The following is a 15,757-nucleotide window of genomic DNA, read 5'->3' on the forward strand; positions in this document are numbered from 1 at the left end:
AGCCGTTGCGCTCCCAATAAAGTATTTTCACCCGATTACGGGGGCGATTCAGAAAAACAAAAAGCACGGGATCGAACACTGCCACTTTGATATCCAATTCAACCAGGGCGGCGAGGCCGTCGATGGATTTTCGGAAGTCGACAGGCCTGGGGTAGAGGTAGACTTTTTCAACTTTGGCGTCGGGGCGCATCATAACTGCGGGCTCCTGATGGGAATCGGGAGCACAGCATCAGGCTTCAACGGGCAGTTTTGAATGTGTACATGGTGGATCGCTTACGGAGCTTTTAACGCATCATTGGCCGGGCGTTCGCAACCGGGCCAATACCCACGGAGTGAGAAAAACCTGATATTTGCATTATCTAATATTTCTTAAATTTTATAATCTTCGAAATATTTACGCTCATCCGTCCACTTTGCGTCTATGGAGTAGCCTGCAATCAATATCGGAGCAGTGATTTCCGCACAACTCCATTTAGGTCTAGCTACTGTTTTATATACACTCCGGTCTTCTGTTTGACTATTCCAACGCTCAAAAATTTCTTTGCCGTATTGACTTTCAAGAAGGACATGGATGGCAGAAATAGCATCTAGAAGGTGTTCTAGATTTGCATCTGTGATGTTATCGCTTCTATTGTGCTTTACTGCATTATAGGCATTATACCAAGGTAGTGATTTGGTTGGAGATTCGGCCTTCCAATCATGAAAAGTTTTGAATACCTTCACGCTTGGATATTGCACCAAGCTTACTTCGAATTTATCCAGCCCTAATATATCTTTGCATTTTATATAATCATTTGTGGAATATCTATCTTTTTGCTCATAACCATTATCAACCAAGGTCTTTACAAGCAAGCATTCAACTTCTGTGCATGCCAATATCAAAAGCTCTCTAATTTTATGACCGTAAGCACTCAAATTGTTTGCGGACGGCTCAATGTAGTTAAATAAGCTATCAAGGCTAAATTGAATATTTTGGTAGGCTCTAACATCTTGTAAAAATTGTTCACTCACATAGTTAAAGAAAATATTATCTCTTGAAATTCTCGGATAAAAGCTTCCCGGACGTTGAACATCCTCCATTTCAACGATATCGATACTGATCGTCTCTTGGTAACTATGTAAGAAATACTGTATGGCTTCTTTGCCTATTATTTCCCTATCGGCATCTCCTCCGTGCCCAGCGTCAATATATTGGACCCACGTTTGCCAACTATTAGCACCAGATATGGAATAAAAAGCTTTCGAGGTATTCACATAGTAACTGACATGGTTACCGTCCCTTTGAAAAAAACCTAAGTAGCCATCGACATTACGGAATGCTACTAGCTGAAACATGGTCACTTTCCATCATCTTGGGAGTTTAGATAGTTCGCGATTACGTCACCGTGACAAGCCGCAGGCTTGCAGTGACAACCGAGCGTCTTACCCCTAAGTTTTTCGATATTTTCATCAAATTTTTCGGGCAGTTTCAAAAAACGCTTATCAAAATCATAAGCGAATTTGGCTATTACCTCATCGCGGGTGCCTTCCTTGCCCATCTGGTAGGGGTTTCCCCAGAGGGTTCCTCTACCAATGTAAACATCGTAACTATCACCCATGTCTTTATTAGACACCTTGGTGATTTTCAAATTGATAATTCTTGTGGGTATTTCTTTTTCCCGCAATTCATTATCGAGTATAAAAAAACAATTACGCTCTTCATCTTGAAAAAGAATGGCGTGCGTGACTTCTTTCAACGCTTCTTTATCCGAGTCAAAGTGCGTTGCGTGCAAACCCTTCGACTTTGAATATTTTTCGATAAATTCGTTTTCATCACGCAAAAAAATTAGCTCTACCTTTTCAAGAGAGCTGATAATTTTATCGACTTTCCTCTCAAATTTTGAATATGAAAGGAAGTCGATAGGATAAGCAATTAAAACTTTTGCATCTTTATTCATATTAAATCTTTTACAACCGCGTCAGATTGATCCCACGCTTGCTTGAGATAATTTGCAACCAGCCGTCTATGGCACTGATGCGGCTGATGCTCACTGCACAACAAGCAACCTTCATCAATAATTTCAGGCTTTACGTGTTTTTCAATATTTCGCTTCGCCATAAGGTTTAGGAATTTATCCTCGTACTGCTGCCAAGAAATCTCTTTCTTTTGGTATGGCGACAAAATTTCTTTTGTAGGAGCCAATTCCGGCACATGGACGTAATCAACGTCACATAATTCCTTCAGGAAGTATTTCAAATCATCTCTTTTTGCAAAACCTGAGAGCTGAGAAATATTGTTCAACCGAACGTCAACAATTCGCTTTGTGCCTGATAATTTTATCAAGGAGAAAAAGCGTTCTGCTTTTTTCTCCGTAAAACCTATCGTGAAAATCTTCATTTTTACCCCTTAAAATACTGCGGCGACCAATTTATAGGCCTCTCCGTTGTAAGGTTCACCTAGGCTAATGGTGAAATAGCTTACGTTAGCCGCGTACTCGCCATTTTGCTGGGCTTTGTAGTGTTGTTCTGTCTCTGGATCTGTCACGGTCAGAGCATACGGAATCCGGTTATAGGTGAACTTGGCACGTACAACACGTTTCGGATTTCCGAATTGGGCACCCTCCGCACTGACCTTGAAAGTGACATTCTGCGGTTGAATGAGGTAAAGACTTTGACGCGGTTCAGTCAGGTGCTCCACAGAGACCCTATCGTTCACACCTGAATAGCTGTGATTGCCATTCTCCCATAGGGTAGCCGGTGCATCCGCAATCCCTGCAAGGTCATTGACAACCATTTGGCCCGCTTTCTCCCAATAGATGTTGTCATCAATTATGTGGTTCTCACGCTGGAACCCAGCGGGTGCGGTATTCGTGAACGTGATGTCAATGACATCCAGCTTTTGGGCCGTGGTCCCGTCCTGATACTCACGATCTCGCTCGGTGATCTCATGCGTAGCCGTGGTGCCAATAGGACGCAGCCAAGCCCCTGTGTAGTCTCCCGTTGTCACCTTACCAGCAACACAGCAGCCACTGAGCTTACGAGAATTTGCCAAGCAGATTATCCGGTATTGATACGGCATTTTGTATGTCCCTTCCATGATGGCGATATGCCTTTCAGCATCCTCGCTTTGCCCATCACAGATGGCAAGCCTTACTTTGGTGAATCCACAGCCGCCCAACCGCATAGACCGATCAAGCGGTCTGCATCGCAACGTAAGGGCTTCTAACGCACATTCGCTCGCGTGCTACTCAAAGCGATGCGAACCCTACCGTTTCGCACCATAGAGGGTCACACAGGGTGCTGACCAATGAGAAGTGAAGGTCGGACTTAATCGCTGAATTAAAAAATACAGACGAAAAAAAACAGCGATCTGGTCGCTACAGTTTGGCAAAAAGTTGCTACAAACTGCTGCTACAAATCACTGCTTTTTGACCTTCGTAAATCATTGATTTACAAAGGTTTTTCTGTAATGGCGGAGAGATAGGGATTCGAACCCTAGGTACCGGTGAAGGTACAACGGATTTCGAATCCGTCCCATTCGGCCACTCTGGCATCTCTCCAACGGCGCGCATCATAACAGCGTGGATCAGGAAAGCAAAGCGCCGAAGCGATTTTTTTCCGTGCTATCAGATGCTTGCGTCGATTAAAGCGGTACGCCGAGACGATTGGCGACTTCTTCGTAGGCTTCGATCACATCACCGAGGCCCTGGCGGAAGCGGTCTTTGTCCATCTTCTTCTTGGTGTCCTTGTCCCACAGGCGGCAGCCGTCCGGGCTGAATTCGTCGCCCAGGACGATGGAGCCATCGTGGAACACACCGAATTCGAGCTTGAAGTCGACCAGCAGCAGACCGGCGGCGTCGAACAGCTTGCTCAGCACATCGTTGACCTTGAGGGACAATTCCTTCATGCGCGCCAGTTGCTCAGCGGTGCCCCAGCCGAACGCCACGACGTGGGATTCGTTGATGAACGGGTCGCCCTTGGCGTCGTCCTTCAGGAACAGTTCGAAGGTGTATGGATTGAGCTTGAGGCCCTCTTCCACGCCCAGGCGCTTGACCAGGCTGCCGGCGGCGTAGTTACGCACGACGCATTCCACCGGGATCATGTCGAGCTTCTTGACCAGGCACTCGTTGTCGCCCAGCAGTTTGTCGAATTGGGTCGGAATGCCGGCCTCTTCGAGTTTTTGCATGATGAAGGCGTTGAATTTGTTGTTCACCATGCCTTTGCGATCAAGTTGTTCGATGCGCTTGCCGTCGAACGCCGAGGTGTCGTTGCGAAACAGCAGGATCAGGCGGTTGGCGTCGTCGGTCTTGTACACCGACTTGGCTTTGCCGCGGTAGAGTTCTTCACGTTTTTCCATGATGGGCTCCGCTTTGAGTGAGGTGGGCTAGGCGATGTGGCGCCAGTCGAGCCCTGAATCTTGATCGGCCAGTTGCAGCCAGTCCGGGTCGCACCCAAGGGTGTCGACAAAACATTGCCGGGCAAGCGTCGGCAGGTTGTTCTTGCTGCTCAAGTGGGCCAGGACCAAGTGTTGCAGGTCTTGCCAGCCCAACTCATACACCAGGTACGCGGCCTGGTGGTTGTTCAAATGTCCCAGTTCACCGCCCACCCGCTGCTTGAGAAAGTAGGGGTAATGACCGCGAGCCAGCAGGTCTCGGCAGTGGTTGGACTCGATCATCAACGCATCGAGGTTCCGGTAACCGTCCAGCACCTTGGCGCAGTAGGAACCCAGGTCAGTGAGCACGCCGAAGCGTCGCTCTCCGTCACTGAAAACATACTGCGTCGGTTCCTGAGCGTCGTGCGCCACGGCAATCACATCGATGCTCAGGGCACCGATTTGCAGTTGCTCGCCACCGGCCAGGAAACCCGCGGGTTCAATGGGTTTGCGCATCCCGCGCAAGGTGCCGCGACTGAGGTACACCGGAAGATTGTAGCGCCGAGACAGCAAACCCACGCCATGCACGTGGTCGGCATGTTCGTGGGTCACCAGAATCGCACTCAACTGCGTGGGGTGAACCCCCAGGCGCAGCAGGCGCCGCTCGGTTTCTTTTAAGGAGAAACCACAATCCACCAGCACATACGTGTCGTCATGGGCGACCAGCGTGCCGTTCCCTTGGCTACCGCTGCCGAGAACGGCAAAACGCATCGGATCAGCCCAGGTTGTCCTGAATCACGCCCAATACTTTGCGCGCTGTTTCAGCGGGCGCAACGGTATTGATGTTTTTCTCGACGGTGACTTGCACGCTTTCGCCCACTTTGCTCAAACGAACCTGATAACGCTCGGCGCGGGTTTCGACTTCTTCCTTGGTCGGCTTGCTGCCGAACAATTTGCTGAAGAAACCTGGTTCGTCATCTTTGCGCTCGGCCTTTTCAGCCACGTTGATGTAGTACAGGCCCAGGCTGCGGTTGATGTCTTCAACACGCCAAGGGCCCTGTTCCAACGCGCGGCCAACACTGGCCCAGGCACGATTGAGGTCTTCACCCAGGTTCAGCACAACGTTGCCGCTGCCGTCTTCAGTGAGGCTGACGCGGCTCGGGGTGTCGTAATCACGTGCGGCGAGCAGCGAAACGGAACCGCCCTTCTCGGAGATACGGCTCATGCTGGCCAACATCTCGTCGACCAGTGCCGAGTCGACACCGGGGTTAACCGAACGATTGGTGAAATCAACGTTGGCGGTGCTGCCGGCAGGACGCTCGGCGCTGACCACGTAGACTTCACTGGTATTGCGTTGCACACCTGGCTCGATGCGCACACGCACTCGGGCTTCGCTGTCGGCGGCTACACCACCGGCCTGCAGGCGCTTGGCCATGGTCGCGGACAGCTCGCTGCCCTGCTGCCATGCAGTGGTGAATTCACCGGTCTGCGGGCGTTGCTGATCAATGCGAAAACCGTTGTCCTGGAAGAACTGCACCGCCACCGGCCAGACTTCGGCGGGCGGGCGCTGAGCCACGATCCAGCGGGAGTCACCGCTTTTCTGCAGGCTGTAGTCACTGGCATCCGCCACGGCCGAGATCGGCTGTGGACGCGGCACTACGTACTCACCCTTGGTGGTGTCGTCGGCAACGTTGCGCGGGATCGGCAGCAAGGGGTCAAGGCGCTTGGCGACATTGACGCCAGGCGGCAACTCCATCGGCTTGGTGGGTTGGGCTTCCAGGTAATCGCTACCGCGGTCACGGAAGTAGCCATCCGGGCCCCAGATCCAACCGCAGCCACTGGTGCTGGAGATAATCAAGGCAAGTGCGGAAAGTCCGGCCAATCGCTTCATGCGTAATGCTTCCTCAATTAAACCAGGACGCCGGACTGGCGCAGGGCCTGTCGCAGCGGTTCGTGACAGGCTTCACTAAGACGAGTGAGCGGCAGACGGATACCGTCCGGCATCATGCCCATTTCAGTCAGCGCCCATTTCACGGGAATAGGGTTGGATTCGATAAACAGTGTCTTGTTGAGCGGCATCAGCTTCTCGTGGATCGCGCGGGCGGTCAGGGCGTCGCCGGCGATGGCGGCAGCGCACATCTCGCTCATGGCACGCGGGGCCACGTTGGCGGTCACAGAGATGTTGCCTTTGCCGCCGAGCAGGATCAGCTCGACCGCAGTGGCGTCGTCACCGGAATACACCAGGAAATCGCCACTCACGCCGGCCAGGATGTCCTTGGCGCGCTGCAGGTCGCCCGTGGCTTCCTTGATACCGATGATGTTCGGCACGGTGGACAGACGGATCACGGTATCAGCCTTCATATCGCACGCGGTACGACCCGGTACGTTATAGAGGATCTGCGGGATATCGACCGTTTCGGCAATGGCGCGGAAGTGCTGGTACAGGCCTTCCTGGGTCGGTTTGTTGTAGTACGGGGTCACCAGCAGGCACGCATCGGCGCCGGCCTTCTTGGCGTTCTTGGTCAGCTCGATTGCTTCGCGTGTGGAGTTGGCGCCCGTGCCGGCGATCACGGCAATACGGCCCGCAACACGCTTGACCACGAACTCGATCACTTGGATGTGTTCTTCCACATCGAGAGTGGCCGATTCACCGGTGGTGCCGACCGCCACGATGGCGTTGGTGCCTTCTTGCAGGTGGAAGTCCACCAGTTTGCCCAGGCTGTCCCAGTCGAGACGACCTTGTGCATCCATGGGTGTGACCAGTGCCACCATACTGCCCGCAATCATGCAACCGCTCCTGCCGGAAAAAGAGAGCCGTAATGGTACTGGCGCCAAGATGCTTGCACAAGCAAAGTACCGCCTGAGGATGCGTTCTGACGTAACTAAACGACGGACAATGCCATCATCGGGCCAAAGCACACCCTGAAGCACGATGAAATAGGACCGATCACGCAATGAAAACGCCACCTCCTATCCCTTGACGACGCTTTTCGCTACCCTTCATCCTTTGATCGATACCGCCCTTACAGTATCGACCGCTCATCGTTTTAGGAAGGCTGCATGTCCACCCCCACAGTTCGCGAACAATTCCTTGTTATCAGTGCCCTCGGCGCCAACCCCATGGAGCTGACTAACGTCCTGTGCCGCGCCAGCCATGAAAACCGCTGCGCCGTCGTAACCTCCCGCCTGACTCGTCATGGCGAGTGCAGTGCGCTGGTCCTGCAGATCTCCGGCACTTGGGATGCCCTGGCTCGCCTCGAAACCGGCCTGCCGGGCCTGGCAAAGAAGCATGACTTCACCGTCAATGTGGTACGCAGCGCCGCCCTGGAAAATCGTCCGCAGGCTCTGCCTTATGTGGCGTATGTCAGTTCGGCCTATCGCTCGGACATCGTCAACGAGCTGTGCCAGTTCTTCATCGACCACAATGTCGAGCTGGAGAACCTGACCTGCGACACCTACCAGGCCCCGCAAACAGGCGGCACCATGTTGAACGCCACGTTTACCGTGACCCTGCCGGCGGGCGTGCAGATCAGTTGGCTGCGCGATCAGTTCCTGGATTTCGCCGATGCCCTGAACCTCGACGCACTGATCGAACCGTGGCGCCCACAGAACCCAATGTAAGGAAGTTTTCATGGCCGTAGTCATCGACCAACCCATAGCCGATTTCGAAGCCCAGGCCACCAGCGACCAGACCTTCAGCCTCGCAGCCCTCAAGGGCAAGCAAGTGGTGCTCTACTTCTACCCGAAGGACAGTACGCCGGGCTGCACCACTGAAGGCCAGGGTTTTCGTGACCAGTACGCAGCGTTCAAGGCGGCCAACACTGAAGTGTTTGGCGTGTCGCGCGACAGCGTGAAGTCTCACGAAAACTTCAAAGGCAAGCAGGAGTTCCCCTTCGAGCTGATCAGCGACAAGGACGAAGCGGTTTGCCAACTGTTTGACGTGATCAAGCTGAAGAAGCTGTATGGCAAGGAATACCTCGGCGTGGATCGCAGCACGTTCCTCATCGACAAGAATGGCGTGCTGCGTCAGGAATGGCGTGGTGTGAAGGTGCCAGGGCATGTGGATGCGGTTTTGGCCGCGGCGCAGGCGCTGAACAAGCCTTGAGTCTGTAGTAAGCGGGCTTGTCCCGCGCTGAGTTGCGAAGTGCCCCCAACATAGCCGCCGCGTTTTTTTCAGATAAAACGCGGCTGCAGGTTTTAGGGCTGCTTCGCACCCCAGCGCGGAGCGAGCCCGCTCACTACAAGTTTGTGTCATACCGTTACAACAACGGCGCAACCACCGGCTCTTGACGCGGCCATGCATCCAGCACCGCCTTGAACAGCGTCGCCAGGGGGATCGCAAAGAACACGCCCCAGAAGCCCCACAACCCACCAAACAACAACACTGCGCAGATGATCGCTACCGGATGCAGGTTGACGGCCTCCGAGAACAGCAGCGGCACCAGCACGTTGCCGTCCAGGGTTTGGATAATCCCGTACACCGCCATCAAGTAGATGAATTGGTCGCTCCAGCCCCACTGGAACAAGGCAATCAATGTAACCGGCACCGTCACCACCACCGCGCCTACGTAAGGCACCACCACTGAAATCCCGACCAGCAATGCCAGCAAGGCCGCGTAGTTCAGGTCCAGGGCAATAAAGGCAATGTAGGTCACGCCCCCGCAGATAATGATCTCGATCACCTTGCCGCGTATGTAGTTGGCGATCTGCCGGTTCATTTCCTCGGCAACACGGGTAATCAGCGCTCGCTCGCGCGGCAGGTAGCCACTTACCCAACGGCCGATCATGGCGCGGTCCTTGAGGAAGAAGAACACCAGAATCGGCACCAGCACCAGGTAAATCATGATATTCACCAGCAGCGGCAAGCTGGACAGGGAAAAGGTCAGCGCCCATTGGCCGAACTTTCCGATCTCGCCGCGGGCCACTTCTATAGCCTGCAACACCTGCTCATCCGACACCAGGTGCGGGTAGCGTTCCGGCAACAGCAGCAACAGTGATTGCCACTTGGCGAGCATGCCCGGCAACTCATTGAACAGAGTGATCAGTTGATGCCATAGCAACGGCAGCACTACCACGATAAACAGCACCAACACGCCCATGAACAAGGCGAACACCAGCCCCACCGACACCCCGCCCGGCAGGCGCAACCGTTCCAGAGCGGTGACCAGGCCTTGCATCAGATAGGCCAGCACCATCCCCGCCAACACCGGTGCCAACATGCCACCCAAGGTGAGCACAGCCGTAAACGCTAGAAACAACAGAACCGCCAGCACCACGGCCTCCTCATCGGAGAAGTAGCGCTGGACCCAGTCTCGTAACACTTTGAACATCAATCAACCTCAGGTGGTGGGGGCAAACAGTTCAGGCCTTGCGCAACCAGTAACGGTACACACCGGCGGCGTCTTCTTCGTGCAACAGGGTGTGGCCGGCCAGCTTGGCAAACGTACGAAAATCACGCTGAGAGCCTGCGTCCGTGGCGATTACCTTAAGTACGGCGCCACTGGCCAGACGATTGAGTTCCAGCTTGGCCTTGAGCAAGGGCAACGGGCAATTGAGGCCGCTGGCATCAAGTTCGGCATCAAAAGCTACAGCGTCGGTCATGGTTTTACTCCGGGCACGCGTTGGGCTGCTTAGAATATCTGGTCCGAAGCTCAGTGTCCGGCTACAGTAAGCTCTTTGTCGAAAGGCTATGTGCATGACTTTTTTGCGCCCCACCCTGCTGACGCTGGCTTGCCTGCTGGCCTCCCCAGGCTTCGCTGACGACCTGCCGTCACTTGGCGACGCCAGTTCTGCCATTGTCTCGCCACAACAGGAATACCAGTTGGGCCGCGCCTGGCTGGCCTATCTGCGGGGCCAGGTCTCGCAACTCAACGATCCGCAGCTCAAGGATTACGTCGAAACCAGCGTTTACAAACTGGTGGAGACCAGCCAAGTCAACGACCGTCGGCTGGAGTTCATCCTGATCAACAGCCCGCAACTGAACGCCTTTGCCGCACCCGGCGGTATTGTGGGGGTCAATGGAGGCCTGTTCCTCAACGCTCAGACCGAAGGGGAATACGCTTCGGTGCTGGCGCATGAGCTGGCGCACTTGTCCCAACGCCACTTCGCCCGTGGCGTGGAAGCGCAACAACGCATGCAGCTTCCGATGATGGCAGCGTTGCTTGGCGGCATCATTGCCGCAGCCGCTGGTGCAGGTGACGCGGGTATTGCTGCGATTGCCGGCACACAGGCTGCTGCAATCCAAGAGCAGCGTCGGTTCTCGCGGCAAAACGAACAAGAGGCGGACCGCATAGGCATCCTCAACCTGGAAAAAGCCGGTTACGACCCGCGCTCCATGCCAACCATGTTCGAGCGTCTGATGCGCCAGTACCGCTTCGATGCCAAGCCACCGGAATTCCTGCTGACACACCCGGTCACCGAATCGCGAATCGCCGACACCCGCAACCGCGCCGAGCAGTCCAAGCCTGGCGGCAAAGAAGATAGCTTGCGCTATCAACTGATCCGCGCACGGGTGCAATTGCAGTACGAAGACACCCCAGGGCTCGCCGCCAAGCGCTTCCAGGCGCAGTTGGACGAGAACCCGAAAAACGATGTAGCGCGTTATGGTTTGGCTATCGCCCAGATCAAAGGCTCCCAATTCAAGCGAGCGCGGGAAAACCTGACAGCGTTGCTGGCCAAGGCACCGAACGACATTACCTACAACCTGGCGCTGATTCAGTTGGAGATCGACAACAATCATCTGCCCGATGCCCAGCAACGTACCGATCGGATGCTAGCCCAATATCCGGGCAACTATCCGCTGAATCAGATCCGAGTAGACGTGTTGCTCAAACAGAACCGCACTGCCGATGCAGAGAAGGCCTTGGACGGTTTGCTCAAATCCAGGCCCGACGATCCCGACGTTTGGTATCAGGTTGCGGAAACCCGAGGCTTGTCCGGCAATATCATTGGCCTGCATCAGGCCCGCGCCGAATACTTCGCATTGGTAGGTGACTTCCAGCAGGCCATCCAGCAGTTGGATTTTGCAAAGCGTCGCGCTGGAAGCAATTTCCCGCTGTCGTCGCGTATCGACGCGCGTCAGCGTGAACTGATCGAACAGGAGCGCCTGGTCAAAGGAATGATGAGCTAAATACAGCGGCCAAAAAAAGCCCCGCCCTCGTTAAACGAAGGCGGGGCTTTTTCTTTTTACCGAGTTACTCGGCCAACTTGAAGGTTATGAAGCTGGCACGCCCCTGACGCAGCACTCGCATCGATACCGAGCGGTTCTTCGGCAGCGCCTTGGCGATGTCAGTGAACTGCTTGGTATTGTCGATTGCCTGATTATTCAGGTGGGTGATCACGTCACCTGGCTGCAGGCCAATCAGGGACGCAGGGCCATCCTGGACTTCCTTGATCAAGACGCCGCTCTTGAGGTCGTATGTCTTCTTTTGTTCAGCGGTCAGTTCGGCGACAGCAATGCCCAGGCGATTGCTGCTGCGTTCGGCACCCGGCTTAGCGTTACCCAACGCATCCAGTGCTGCCCCCTCTTCAGGGATTGCGCCAACAGTCAGCTCAACGTTCTGGCGCTTGCCCTCGCGGATCACTTCAAGCTTGGCCTTGCTGCCTGCCTTGAGCGCGCCTACCAGGTGCGGCAGGTCGGCCGACATGACAATTGGCTGGCCGTTCATGCTAAGGATCACGTCGCCGACTTGCAGGCCACCCTTGGCAGCCGGGCCATCGTCCTGGATCTGCGCGACCAGTGCACCGGCCGGCTTGTCGAGGCCGAAGGATTCAGCCAGGTCTTTGTTCACTTCCTGAATCACCACGCCCAACCAGCCACGGCTGACCTTGCCACCGCTTTTCAGTTGGTTGGAAACGTCCATGGCTACATCGATCGGAATGGCAAACGACACCCCCATGAAGCCACCGGAACGGGTGTAGATCTGCGAGTTGATCCCCACCACTTCGCCGGCCAGGTTGAACAGCGGGCCACCGGAGTTGCCCGGGTTGATCGGCACGTCGGTCTGGATGAACGGCACGTAGTTTTCGTTCGGGAGGCTGCGGCCAATGGCGCTGACAATGCCTTGAGTCACGGTATGGTCAAAGCCAAACGGCGAACCGATAGCGACTACCCACTGCCCGGCTTTCAGGTCCTGGGATTTACCCAGTTTCAACACTGGCAGGTCTTTGCCTTCAATCTTCAGCAAGGCCACATCGGATCTTGGATCGGTGCCTACCAGCTTGGCTTTCAGCTCACTACGATCAGCCAGGCGCACGAGAATCTCGTCGGCATCGGCAATCACGTGGTTGTTAGTGAGGATGTAGCCATCCGGCGAGATGATAAAGCCCGAGCCCAGGGACTGAGCCTCACGCTGGCCGCCACCGCCGCCACGGGGCGCGCGCTGTTGCGGCATGCCGCGCTCGAAGAACTCGCGCAGCATCGGCGGCAGGCCTTCCAGGTCCGGCATCTGCTGGTTGGAGACTTTGCGATCCGGCAGTTTTTGCGTGGTACTGATGTTCACAACGGCAGGCGATGCCTGCTCAACCAATTGGGTGAAGTCAGGCAACTCGACCGCTTGCGCAGGTAAGGCCTGACCCAGCACCAATACCGTGGCGACTATGGATAGGTACGATTTCAAACGTGGTATCGACATACAGCTCCCGTTACGACGAGCAGGGTTGAGCGACAGGGTTCAAGAAACGCCGAAAACTGCGACCGACATCTTTGTTCCGCGAACAAGACAAGGCCAGAGCCGACAAGCACTGACCTATAAAAAACATGAGGGATTTTTGCAAGTGAAAATGCTGATCCAGACATTTCATGTCTCTCGGCAGCCAACCTGGCATGCAACTACAGTGAAACGTCAGGATGAACATAGAATTAACGACTCACGGCTGGGCGACTGGCTTTTTTTCACCGCGTACCGACAATGCGATACGTTCTGCGGTGCCGATTGGAATCTCACCCACTACCGTCACCATCATTTCGCCGTCCACCGTATTCAGGCGGCGCGATACTGCAACGGTGGGCCCCAGTTGAGTGCGGGTTTCAGTGACGCTCACATCGCTGATTGGCTCGAGGAACACCGAGAAACGCGCCAGCCCGTCTTCATACATCAGGCTGTCGACGGTCGCTTTGGTCTGGGTGTCTTTTCGAGCACCGCTATTGGTCAGCTGAAACCCGGGCGGCAACCATTCCAGATACCAGGTCTCGGTAGACTGCACCTCTGGGGCTTTATCATTGGCGACCGTAATGGATGTGCATTCGCTGCTAGGCTGCAGATCGCGGTCTTCAGGGACGAGCGACGTATTCAACCGCGTGAACTGGAAACGCTCGAGCAACTGCCCCTGATCATTGAGTAACAGTGATTTGAGCGGCAGCGCGGTTTCACGGTCCAGGTGCAGCTCAAAACCATAGCGGTATTGGTCACGGGAAGTGATTGACACGATCACCGCATTGCGACCGGCCACGCGGGATTTGCCAATAACGGCCATTTCGTAGAATTGATTGAGTTTTTTCGGATCAAGTGCACGTGATGGTGCATCGCGCGAATTGCCAAGGCCTGCGACAAGAGTGCCGCTGACACATTGCGTTCGACCATCCAACCGCACGACTTCCTGGGCAGAACCATCAAGCTGCAAGAGCCGCTCACGGACCTGACCATTCTGGACGCGATGCCAGATGTCATGAGTAGAAAAACTGCCGCTACGTTCGTAGACAAACGTACCTTGAAAGCTTTGCTGCTGTTCTGCACGCCCAAGTCGAGTCAACCAGTCTTGGGCTTCATCGGCATGGCCGGGGAGTGCAAAACAACCACTGAGCAAAAGCGTAAGGAGCGGTATGGCTCGCATAGAGCTCCTTACGGATTAGCGGTTTTCCAGGCTTGCTGCGCGAGCGTATGGCAGAGCGCTCTCAGTGCCTTTCAAGGCAGATTCCTGTGCATGTTGGCGCAGGTAGCCTGGAAGACGCTGATCTTGCCAGCCGGATTGCCCTTGCAACACACCGCTGGCCATAGGACCGGTGGAGTCAGAGCTTTCCTTGTAGCCGGCCAGTACCGCTGGGCCTTTGACTTGCGGACCGGCCATGACCGGTTGCTGAGTCTGCTGGGCCAGTTCGGCACCGGCGATTTCGTCCTGATTATACAGGCGAACACCGGCCAACACTGCGACAGTCACCGAGGCAGCCACTGCGAGGCGACCCAGGCTACGCCATGGACCACGAGCAGATTTTGCCGGAACGGCTTCATCAGCAAGCGCAGCAGAAACCGCCGCAGCAATATCCAGACGAGGGATTAGAAGATCCTTGTGCATTACCGCCCGAGCGACTTGGTAACGAGACCAGGTATCACGGGTTTCGGCATCATCAAATGCATTGAGCACTCGACGAAGTTCCAGTTCATCCGCTTCGTTATCCATCACTGCGGACAGCGATTCCTGCAGGGCATCACGACTCATGGCGGTTCCTCTCTTGGCTGTAGCCGCTGTCTTTAGTTCTCTTGCAACAGCGGTTGCAAGGCTTTATCGATGGCTTCCCTGGCCCGGAAAATCCGCGACCTTACAGTCCCCACCGGACACTGCATGACACTCGCAATGTCTTCGTAACTCAGACCATCGAATTCACGTAAAGTTAACGCCGTACGCAAATCTTCTGGCAGTTGCTGAATTGTGCGATGAACGGTGCCTTCGATCTCGTCGCGCAGCAACGCACGCTCCGGCGACTCGAGATCTTTGAGGCCGTGATCACCATCGTAAAATTCTGCATCTTCTGAACTTACATCGCTATCCGGCGGGCGGCGTCCGCGAGACACCAGATAGTTCTTCGCCGTGTTAATGGCGATTCGGTATAGCCACGTGTAAAACGCACTATCACCGCGAAAATTACCAAGCGCACGGTAAGCCTTGATAAAGGCCTCCTGTGCAACGTCCTGCGCTTCATGGGTGTCGTGCACAAACCGCACGATCAACCCGAGAATTTTGTGCTGGTATTTCAGCACTAGCAGATCAAAGGCCCGCTTGTCACCGCGTTGAACGCGCTCGACCAGCTGCTGATCCTCTTCCTGGGTTAGCATGAACACTCCTCGTTGTACTTGAAGGAGGCTTGCATAACTAAACGATCAGGCTTGCAAACATAGACTCGGACTTTTCGCAAAAGTTCTCCCCCTCAAAGCAAGTTTCCGGCATGCACTGATTTGGCACACACGAAAAACGCAGCACGGGCAACGCCGGCTGCGCGAATAATCTTGTCGCCGGTTTTCTGACGCGTCCAATGCTCCCGACGGGCCAATAAACTCAACGTTTCCCAGCTTCCGGGCAACCTGCTATTGAGTCGAGGCTTATGCAAAAAGTTCCCGTCTCACTAACCCGCCGATTTTACAGAAGCCGTGCACCGTAATCTCATATTGCCACGAATGCCCGACTATTGTGCCG

At 54.8% G+C, this 15,757-nt stretch carries 18 protein-coding genes and 1 tRNA gene; 3 read left to right on the forward strand and 16 right to left on the reverse strand.

Going from position 1 to position 15,757, the window contains the following annotated elements; genetic code table 11:
- The 10 genes from tnpB to dapA form a co-directional block, all read right to left on the reverse strand.
- Positions 1–193 (reverse strand): IS66 family insertion sequence element accessory protein TnpB (tnpB, locus tag AACY44_RS25540; RefSeq protein ID WP_339531315.1); only part of this gene is annotated, 193 nt, incomplete at its 3' end.
- A gap of 176 nt (positions 194–369) precedes the next feature.
- Positions 370–1,335: a hypothetical protein gene (locus AACY44_RS25545; RefSeq protein ID WP_339531317.1), complete on the reverse strand. Its 966-nt coding sequence runs from the start codon at positions 1,333–1,335 to the stop codon at positions 370–372.
- Between the two features lie 2 nt (positions 1,336–1,337).
- Positions 1,338–1,937, reverse strand: a complete 600-nt coding sequence (locus AACY44_RS25550) for a DUF4326 domain-containing protein (RefSeq protein WP_339531318.1) — start codon at positions 1,935–1,937, stop codon at positions 1,338–1,340.
- Positions 1,934–2,377, reverse strand: a complete 444-nt coding sequence (locus tag AACY44_RS25555) for a DUF488 domain-containing protein (RefSeq protein ID WP_083283766.1) — start codon at positions 2,375–2,377, stop codon at positions 1,934–1,936. The genes AACY44_RS25550 and AACY44_RS25555 overlap by 4 nt, the downstream gene beginning before the upstream one ends.
- Positions 2,378–2,386: 9 nt before the next feature.
- Positions 2,387–3,163, reverse strand: coding sequence for a dual OB domain-containing protein (locus AACY44_RS25560; RefSeq protein WP_339531322.1), 777 nt, complete (start codon positions 3,161–3,163; stop codon positions 2,387–2,389).
- Positions 3,164–3,449: 286 nt separating this feature from the next.
- A tRNA-Ser gene (locus AACY44_RS25565) sits at positions 3,450–3,539 on the reverse strand.
- Positions 3,540–3,622: 83 nt separating this feature from the next.
- Positions 3,623–4,336 carry a phosphoribosylaminoimidazolesuccinocarboxamide synthase gene (purC, locus tag AACY44_RS25570; RefSeq protein ID WP_339414938.1) on the reverse strand — a complete coding sequence of 238 codons (714 nt, stop codon included), beginning with the start codon at positions 4,334–4,336 and terminating at the stop codon, positions 3,623–3,625.
- Between the two features lie 27 nt (positions 4,337–4,363).
- Complete coding sequence (locus AACY44_RS25575) at positions 4,364–5,122, reverse strand: MBL fold metallo-hydrolase (protein WP_339414939.1); 759 nt, start codon at positions 5,120–5,122, stop codon at positions 4,364–4,366.
- A 4-nt stretch (positions 5,123–5,126) separates the two neighbouring features.
- Complete coding sequence (gene bamC / locus AACY44_RS25580; RefSeq protein ID WP_339414940.1) at positions 5,127–6,242, reverse strand: outer membrane protein assembly factor BamC; 1,116 nt, start codon at positions 6,240–6,242, stop codon at positions 5,127–5,129.
- Between the two features lie 17 nt (positions 6,243–6,259).
- A complete protein-coding gene (dapA, locus tag AACY44_RS25585; RefSeq protein WP_339414941.1) occupies positions 6,260–7,138 on the reverse strand; it encodes a 4-hydroxy-tetrahydrodipicolinate synthase in 879 nt (292 codons plus the stop codon).
- A 273-nt stretch (positions 7,139–7,411) separates the two neighbouring features.
- On the opposite strand from dapA, the gene AACY44_RS25590 reads away from it, so the two are divergent.
- Positions 7,412–7,972, forward strand: a complete 561-nt coding sequence (locus AACY44_RS25590; protein WP_003172487.1) for a glycine cleavage system protein R — start codon at positions 7,412–7,414, stop codon at positions 7,970–7,972.
- Between the two features lie 10 nt (positions 7,973–7,982).
- Positions 7,983–8,456 (forward strand): peroxiredoxin, encoded by a 474-nt coding sequence (locus AACY44_RS25595; RefSeq protein WP_339414942.1) that lies wholly within the window; start codon positions 7,983–7,985, stop codon positions 8,454–8,456.
- A 154-nt stretch (positions 8,457–8,610) separates the two neighbouring features.
- Here AACY44_RS25595 and AACY44_RS25600 read toward each other — a convergent pair whose 3' ends face one another.
- A complete protein-coding gene (locus tag AACY44_RS25600) occupies positions 8,611–9,681 on the reverse strand; it encodes an AI-2E family transporter (RefSeq protein WP_339427824.1) in 1,071 nt (356 codons plus the stop codon).
- Positions 9,682–9,712: 31 nt separating this feature from the next.
- Positions 9,713–9,952: a sulfurtransferase TusA family protein gene (locus AACY44_RS25605; RefSeq protein ID WP_010212198.1), complete on the reverse strand. Its 240-nt coding sequence runs from the start codon at positions 9,950–9,952 to the stop codon at positions 9,713–9,715.
- 94 nt (positions 9,953–10,046) lie between these two features.
- On the opposite strand from AACY44_RS25605, the gene AACY44_RS25610 reads away from it, so the two are divergent.
- Positions 10,047–11,480 carry a M48 family metalloprotease gene (locus tag AACY44_RS25610; protein ID WP_339414944.1) on the forward strand — a complete coding sequence of 478 codons (1,434 nt, stop codon included), beginning with the start codon at positions 10,047–10,049 and terminating at the stop codon, positions 11,478–11,480.
- A 64-nt stretch (positions 11,481–11,544) separates the two neighbouring features.
- On the opposite strand, the gene AACY44_RS25615 is transcribed toward AACY44_RS25610, so the two are convergent.
- The 4 genes from AACY44_RS25615 to rpoE form a co-directional block, all read right to left on the reverse strand.
- On the reverse strand, positions 11,545–12,984 hold the full coding sequence (locus tag AACY44_RS25615) for a DegQ family serine endoprotease (protein WP_339531324.1): 1,440 nt from the start codon (positions 12,982–12,984) through the stop codon (positions 11,545–11,547).
- 235 nt (positions 12,985–13,219) lie between these two features.
- Complete coding sequence (locus AACY44_RS25620; RefSeq protein WP_339531326.1) at positions 13,220–14,182, reverse strand: MucB/RseB C-terminal domain-containing protein; 963 nt, start codon at positions 14,180–14,182, stop codon at positions 13,220–13,222.
- Positions 14,183–14,197: 15 nt separating this feature from the next.
- Positions 14,198–14,785 (reverse strand): sigma-E factor negative regulatory protein, encoded by a 588-nt coding sequence (locus AACY44_RS25625; protein ID WP_339414947.1) that lies wholly within the window; start codon positions 14,783–14,785, stop codon positions 14,198–14,200.
- Between the two features lie 32 nt (positions 14,786–14,817).
- Positions 14,818–15,399 carry an RNA polymerase sigma factor RpoE gene (gene rpoE, locus AACY44_RS25630; protein ID WP_003172477.1) on the reverse strand — a complete coding sequence of 194 codons (582 nt, stop codon included), beginning with the start codon at positions 15,397–15,399 and terminating at the stop codon, positions 14,818–14,820.
- Between the last annotated feature and the right edge of the window lie 358 nt (positions 15,400–15,757).

This window comes from Pseudomonas sp. RA_15y_Pfl1_P11, assembly GCF_963970975.1.
Taxonomy (GTDB): Bacteria; Pseudomonadota; Gammaproteobacteria; order Pseudomonadales; family Pseudomonadaceae; genus Aquipseudomonas; species Aquipseudomonas tritici.

Bases quoted from the DNA above. Each gene is read 5' to 3' on its own strand.
- AACY44_RS25605 (WP_010212198.1), bottom strand. From the start codon at position 9,952: ATGACCGACGCTGTAGCTTTTGATGCCGAACTTGATGCCAGCGGCCTC.
- bamC (WP_339414940.1), bottom strand. From the start codon at position 6,242: ATGAAGCGATTGGCCGGACTTTCCGCACTTGCCTTGATTATCTCCAGC.
- AACY44_RS25545 (WP_339531317.1), bottom strand. From the start codon at position 1,335: ATGTTTCAGCTAGTAGCATTCCGTAATGTCGATGGCTACTTAGGTTTT.
- AACY44_RS25615 (WP_339531324.1), bottom strand. From the start codon at position 12,984: ATGTCGATACCACGTTTGAAATCGTACCTATCCATAGTCGCCACGGTA.
- AACY44_RS25560 (WP_339531322.1), bottom strand. From the start codon at position 3,163: ATGCGGTTGGGCGGCTGTGGATTCACCAAAGTAAGGCTTGCCATCTGT.
- AACY44_RS25595 (WP_339414942.1), top strand. From the start codon at position 7,983: ATGGCCGTAGTCATCGACCAACCCATAGCCGATTTCGAAGCCCAGGCC.
- purC (WP_339414938.1), bottom strand. From the start codon at position 4,336: ATGGAAAAACGTGAAGAACTCTACCGCGGCAAAGCCAAGTCGGTGTAC.
- AACY44_RS25620 (WP_339531326.1), bottom strand. From the start codon at position 14,182: ATGCGAGCCATACCGCTCCTTACGCTTTTGCTCAGTGGTTGTTTTGCA.
- rpoE (WP_003172477.1), bottom strand. From the start codon at position 15,399: ATGCTAACCCAGGAAGAGGATCAGCAGCTGGTCGAGCGCGTTCAACGC.
- dapA (WP_339414941.1), bottom strand. From the start codon at position 7,138: ATGATTGCGGGCAGTATGGTGGCACTGGTCACACCCATGGATGCACAA.
- AACY44_RS25590 (WP_003172487.1), top strand. From the start codon at position 7,412: ATGTCCACCCCCACAGTTCGCGAACAATTCCTTGTTATCAGTGCCCTC.
- AACY44_RS25600 (WP_339427824.1), bottom strand. From the start codon at position 9,681: ATGTTCAAAGTGTTACGAGACTGGGTCCAGCGCTACTTCTCCGATGAG.
- AACY44_RS25555 (WP_083283766.1), bottom strand. From the start codon at position 2,377: ATGAAGATTTTCACGATAGGTTTTACGGAGAAAAAAGCAGAACGCTTT.
- AACY44_RS25575 (WP_339414939.1), bottom strand. From the start codon at position 5,122: ATGCGTTTTGCCGTTCTCGGCAGCGGTAGCCAAGGGAACGGCACGCTG.
- AACY44_RS25610 (WP_339414944.1), top strand. From the start codon at position 10,047: ATGACTTTTTTGCGCCCCACCCTGCTGACGCTGGCTTGCCTGCTGGCC.
- AACY44_RS25625 (WP_339414947.1), bottom strand. From the start codon at position 14,785: ATGAGTCGTGATGCCCTGCAGGAATCGCTGTCCGCAGTGATGGATAAC.
- AACY44_RS25550 (WP_339531318.1), bottom strand. From the start codon at position 1,937: ATGAATAAAGATGCAAAAGTTTTAATTGCTTATCCTATCGACTTCCTT.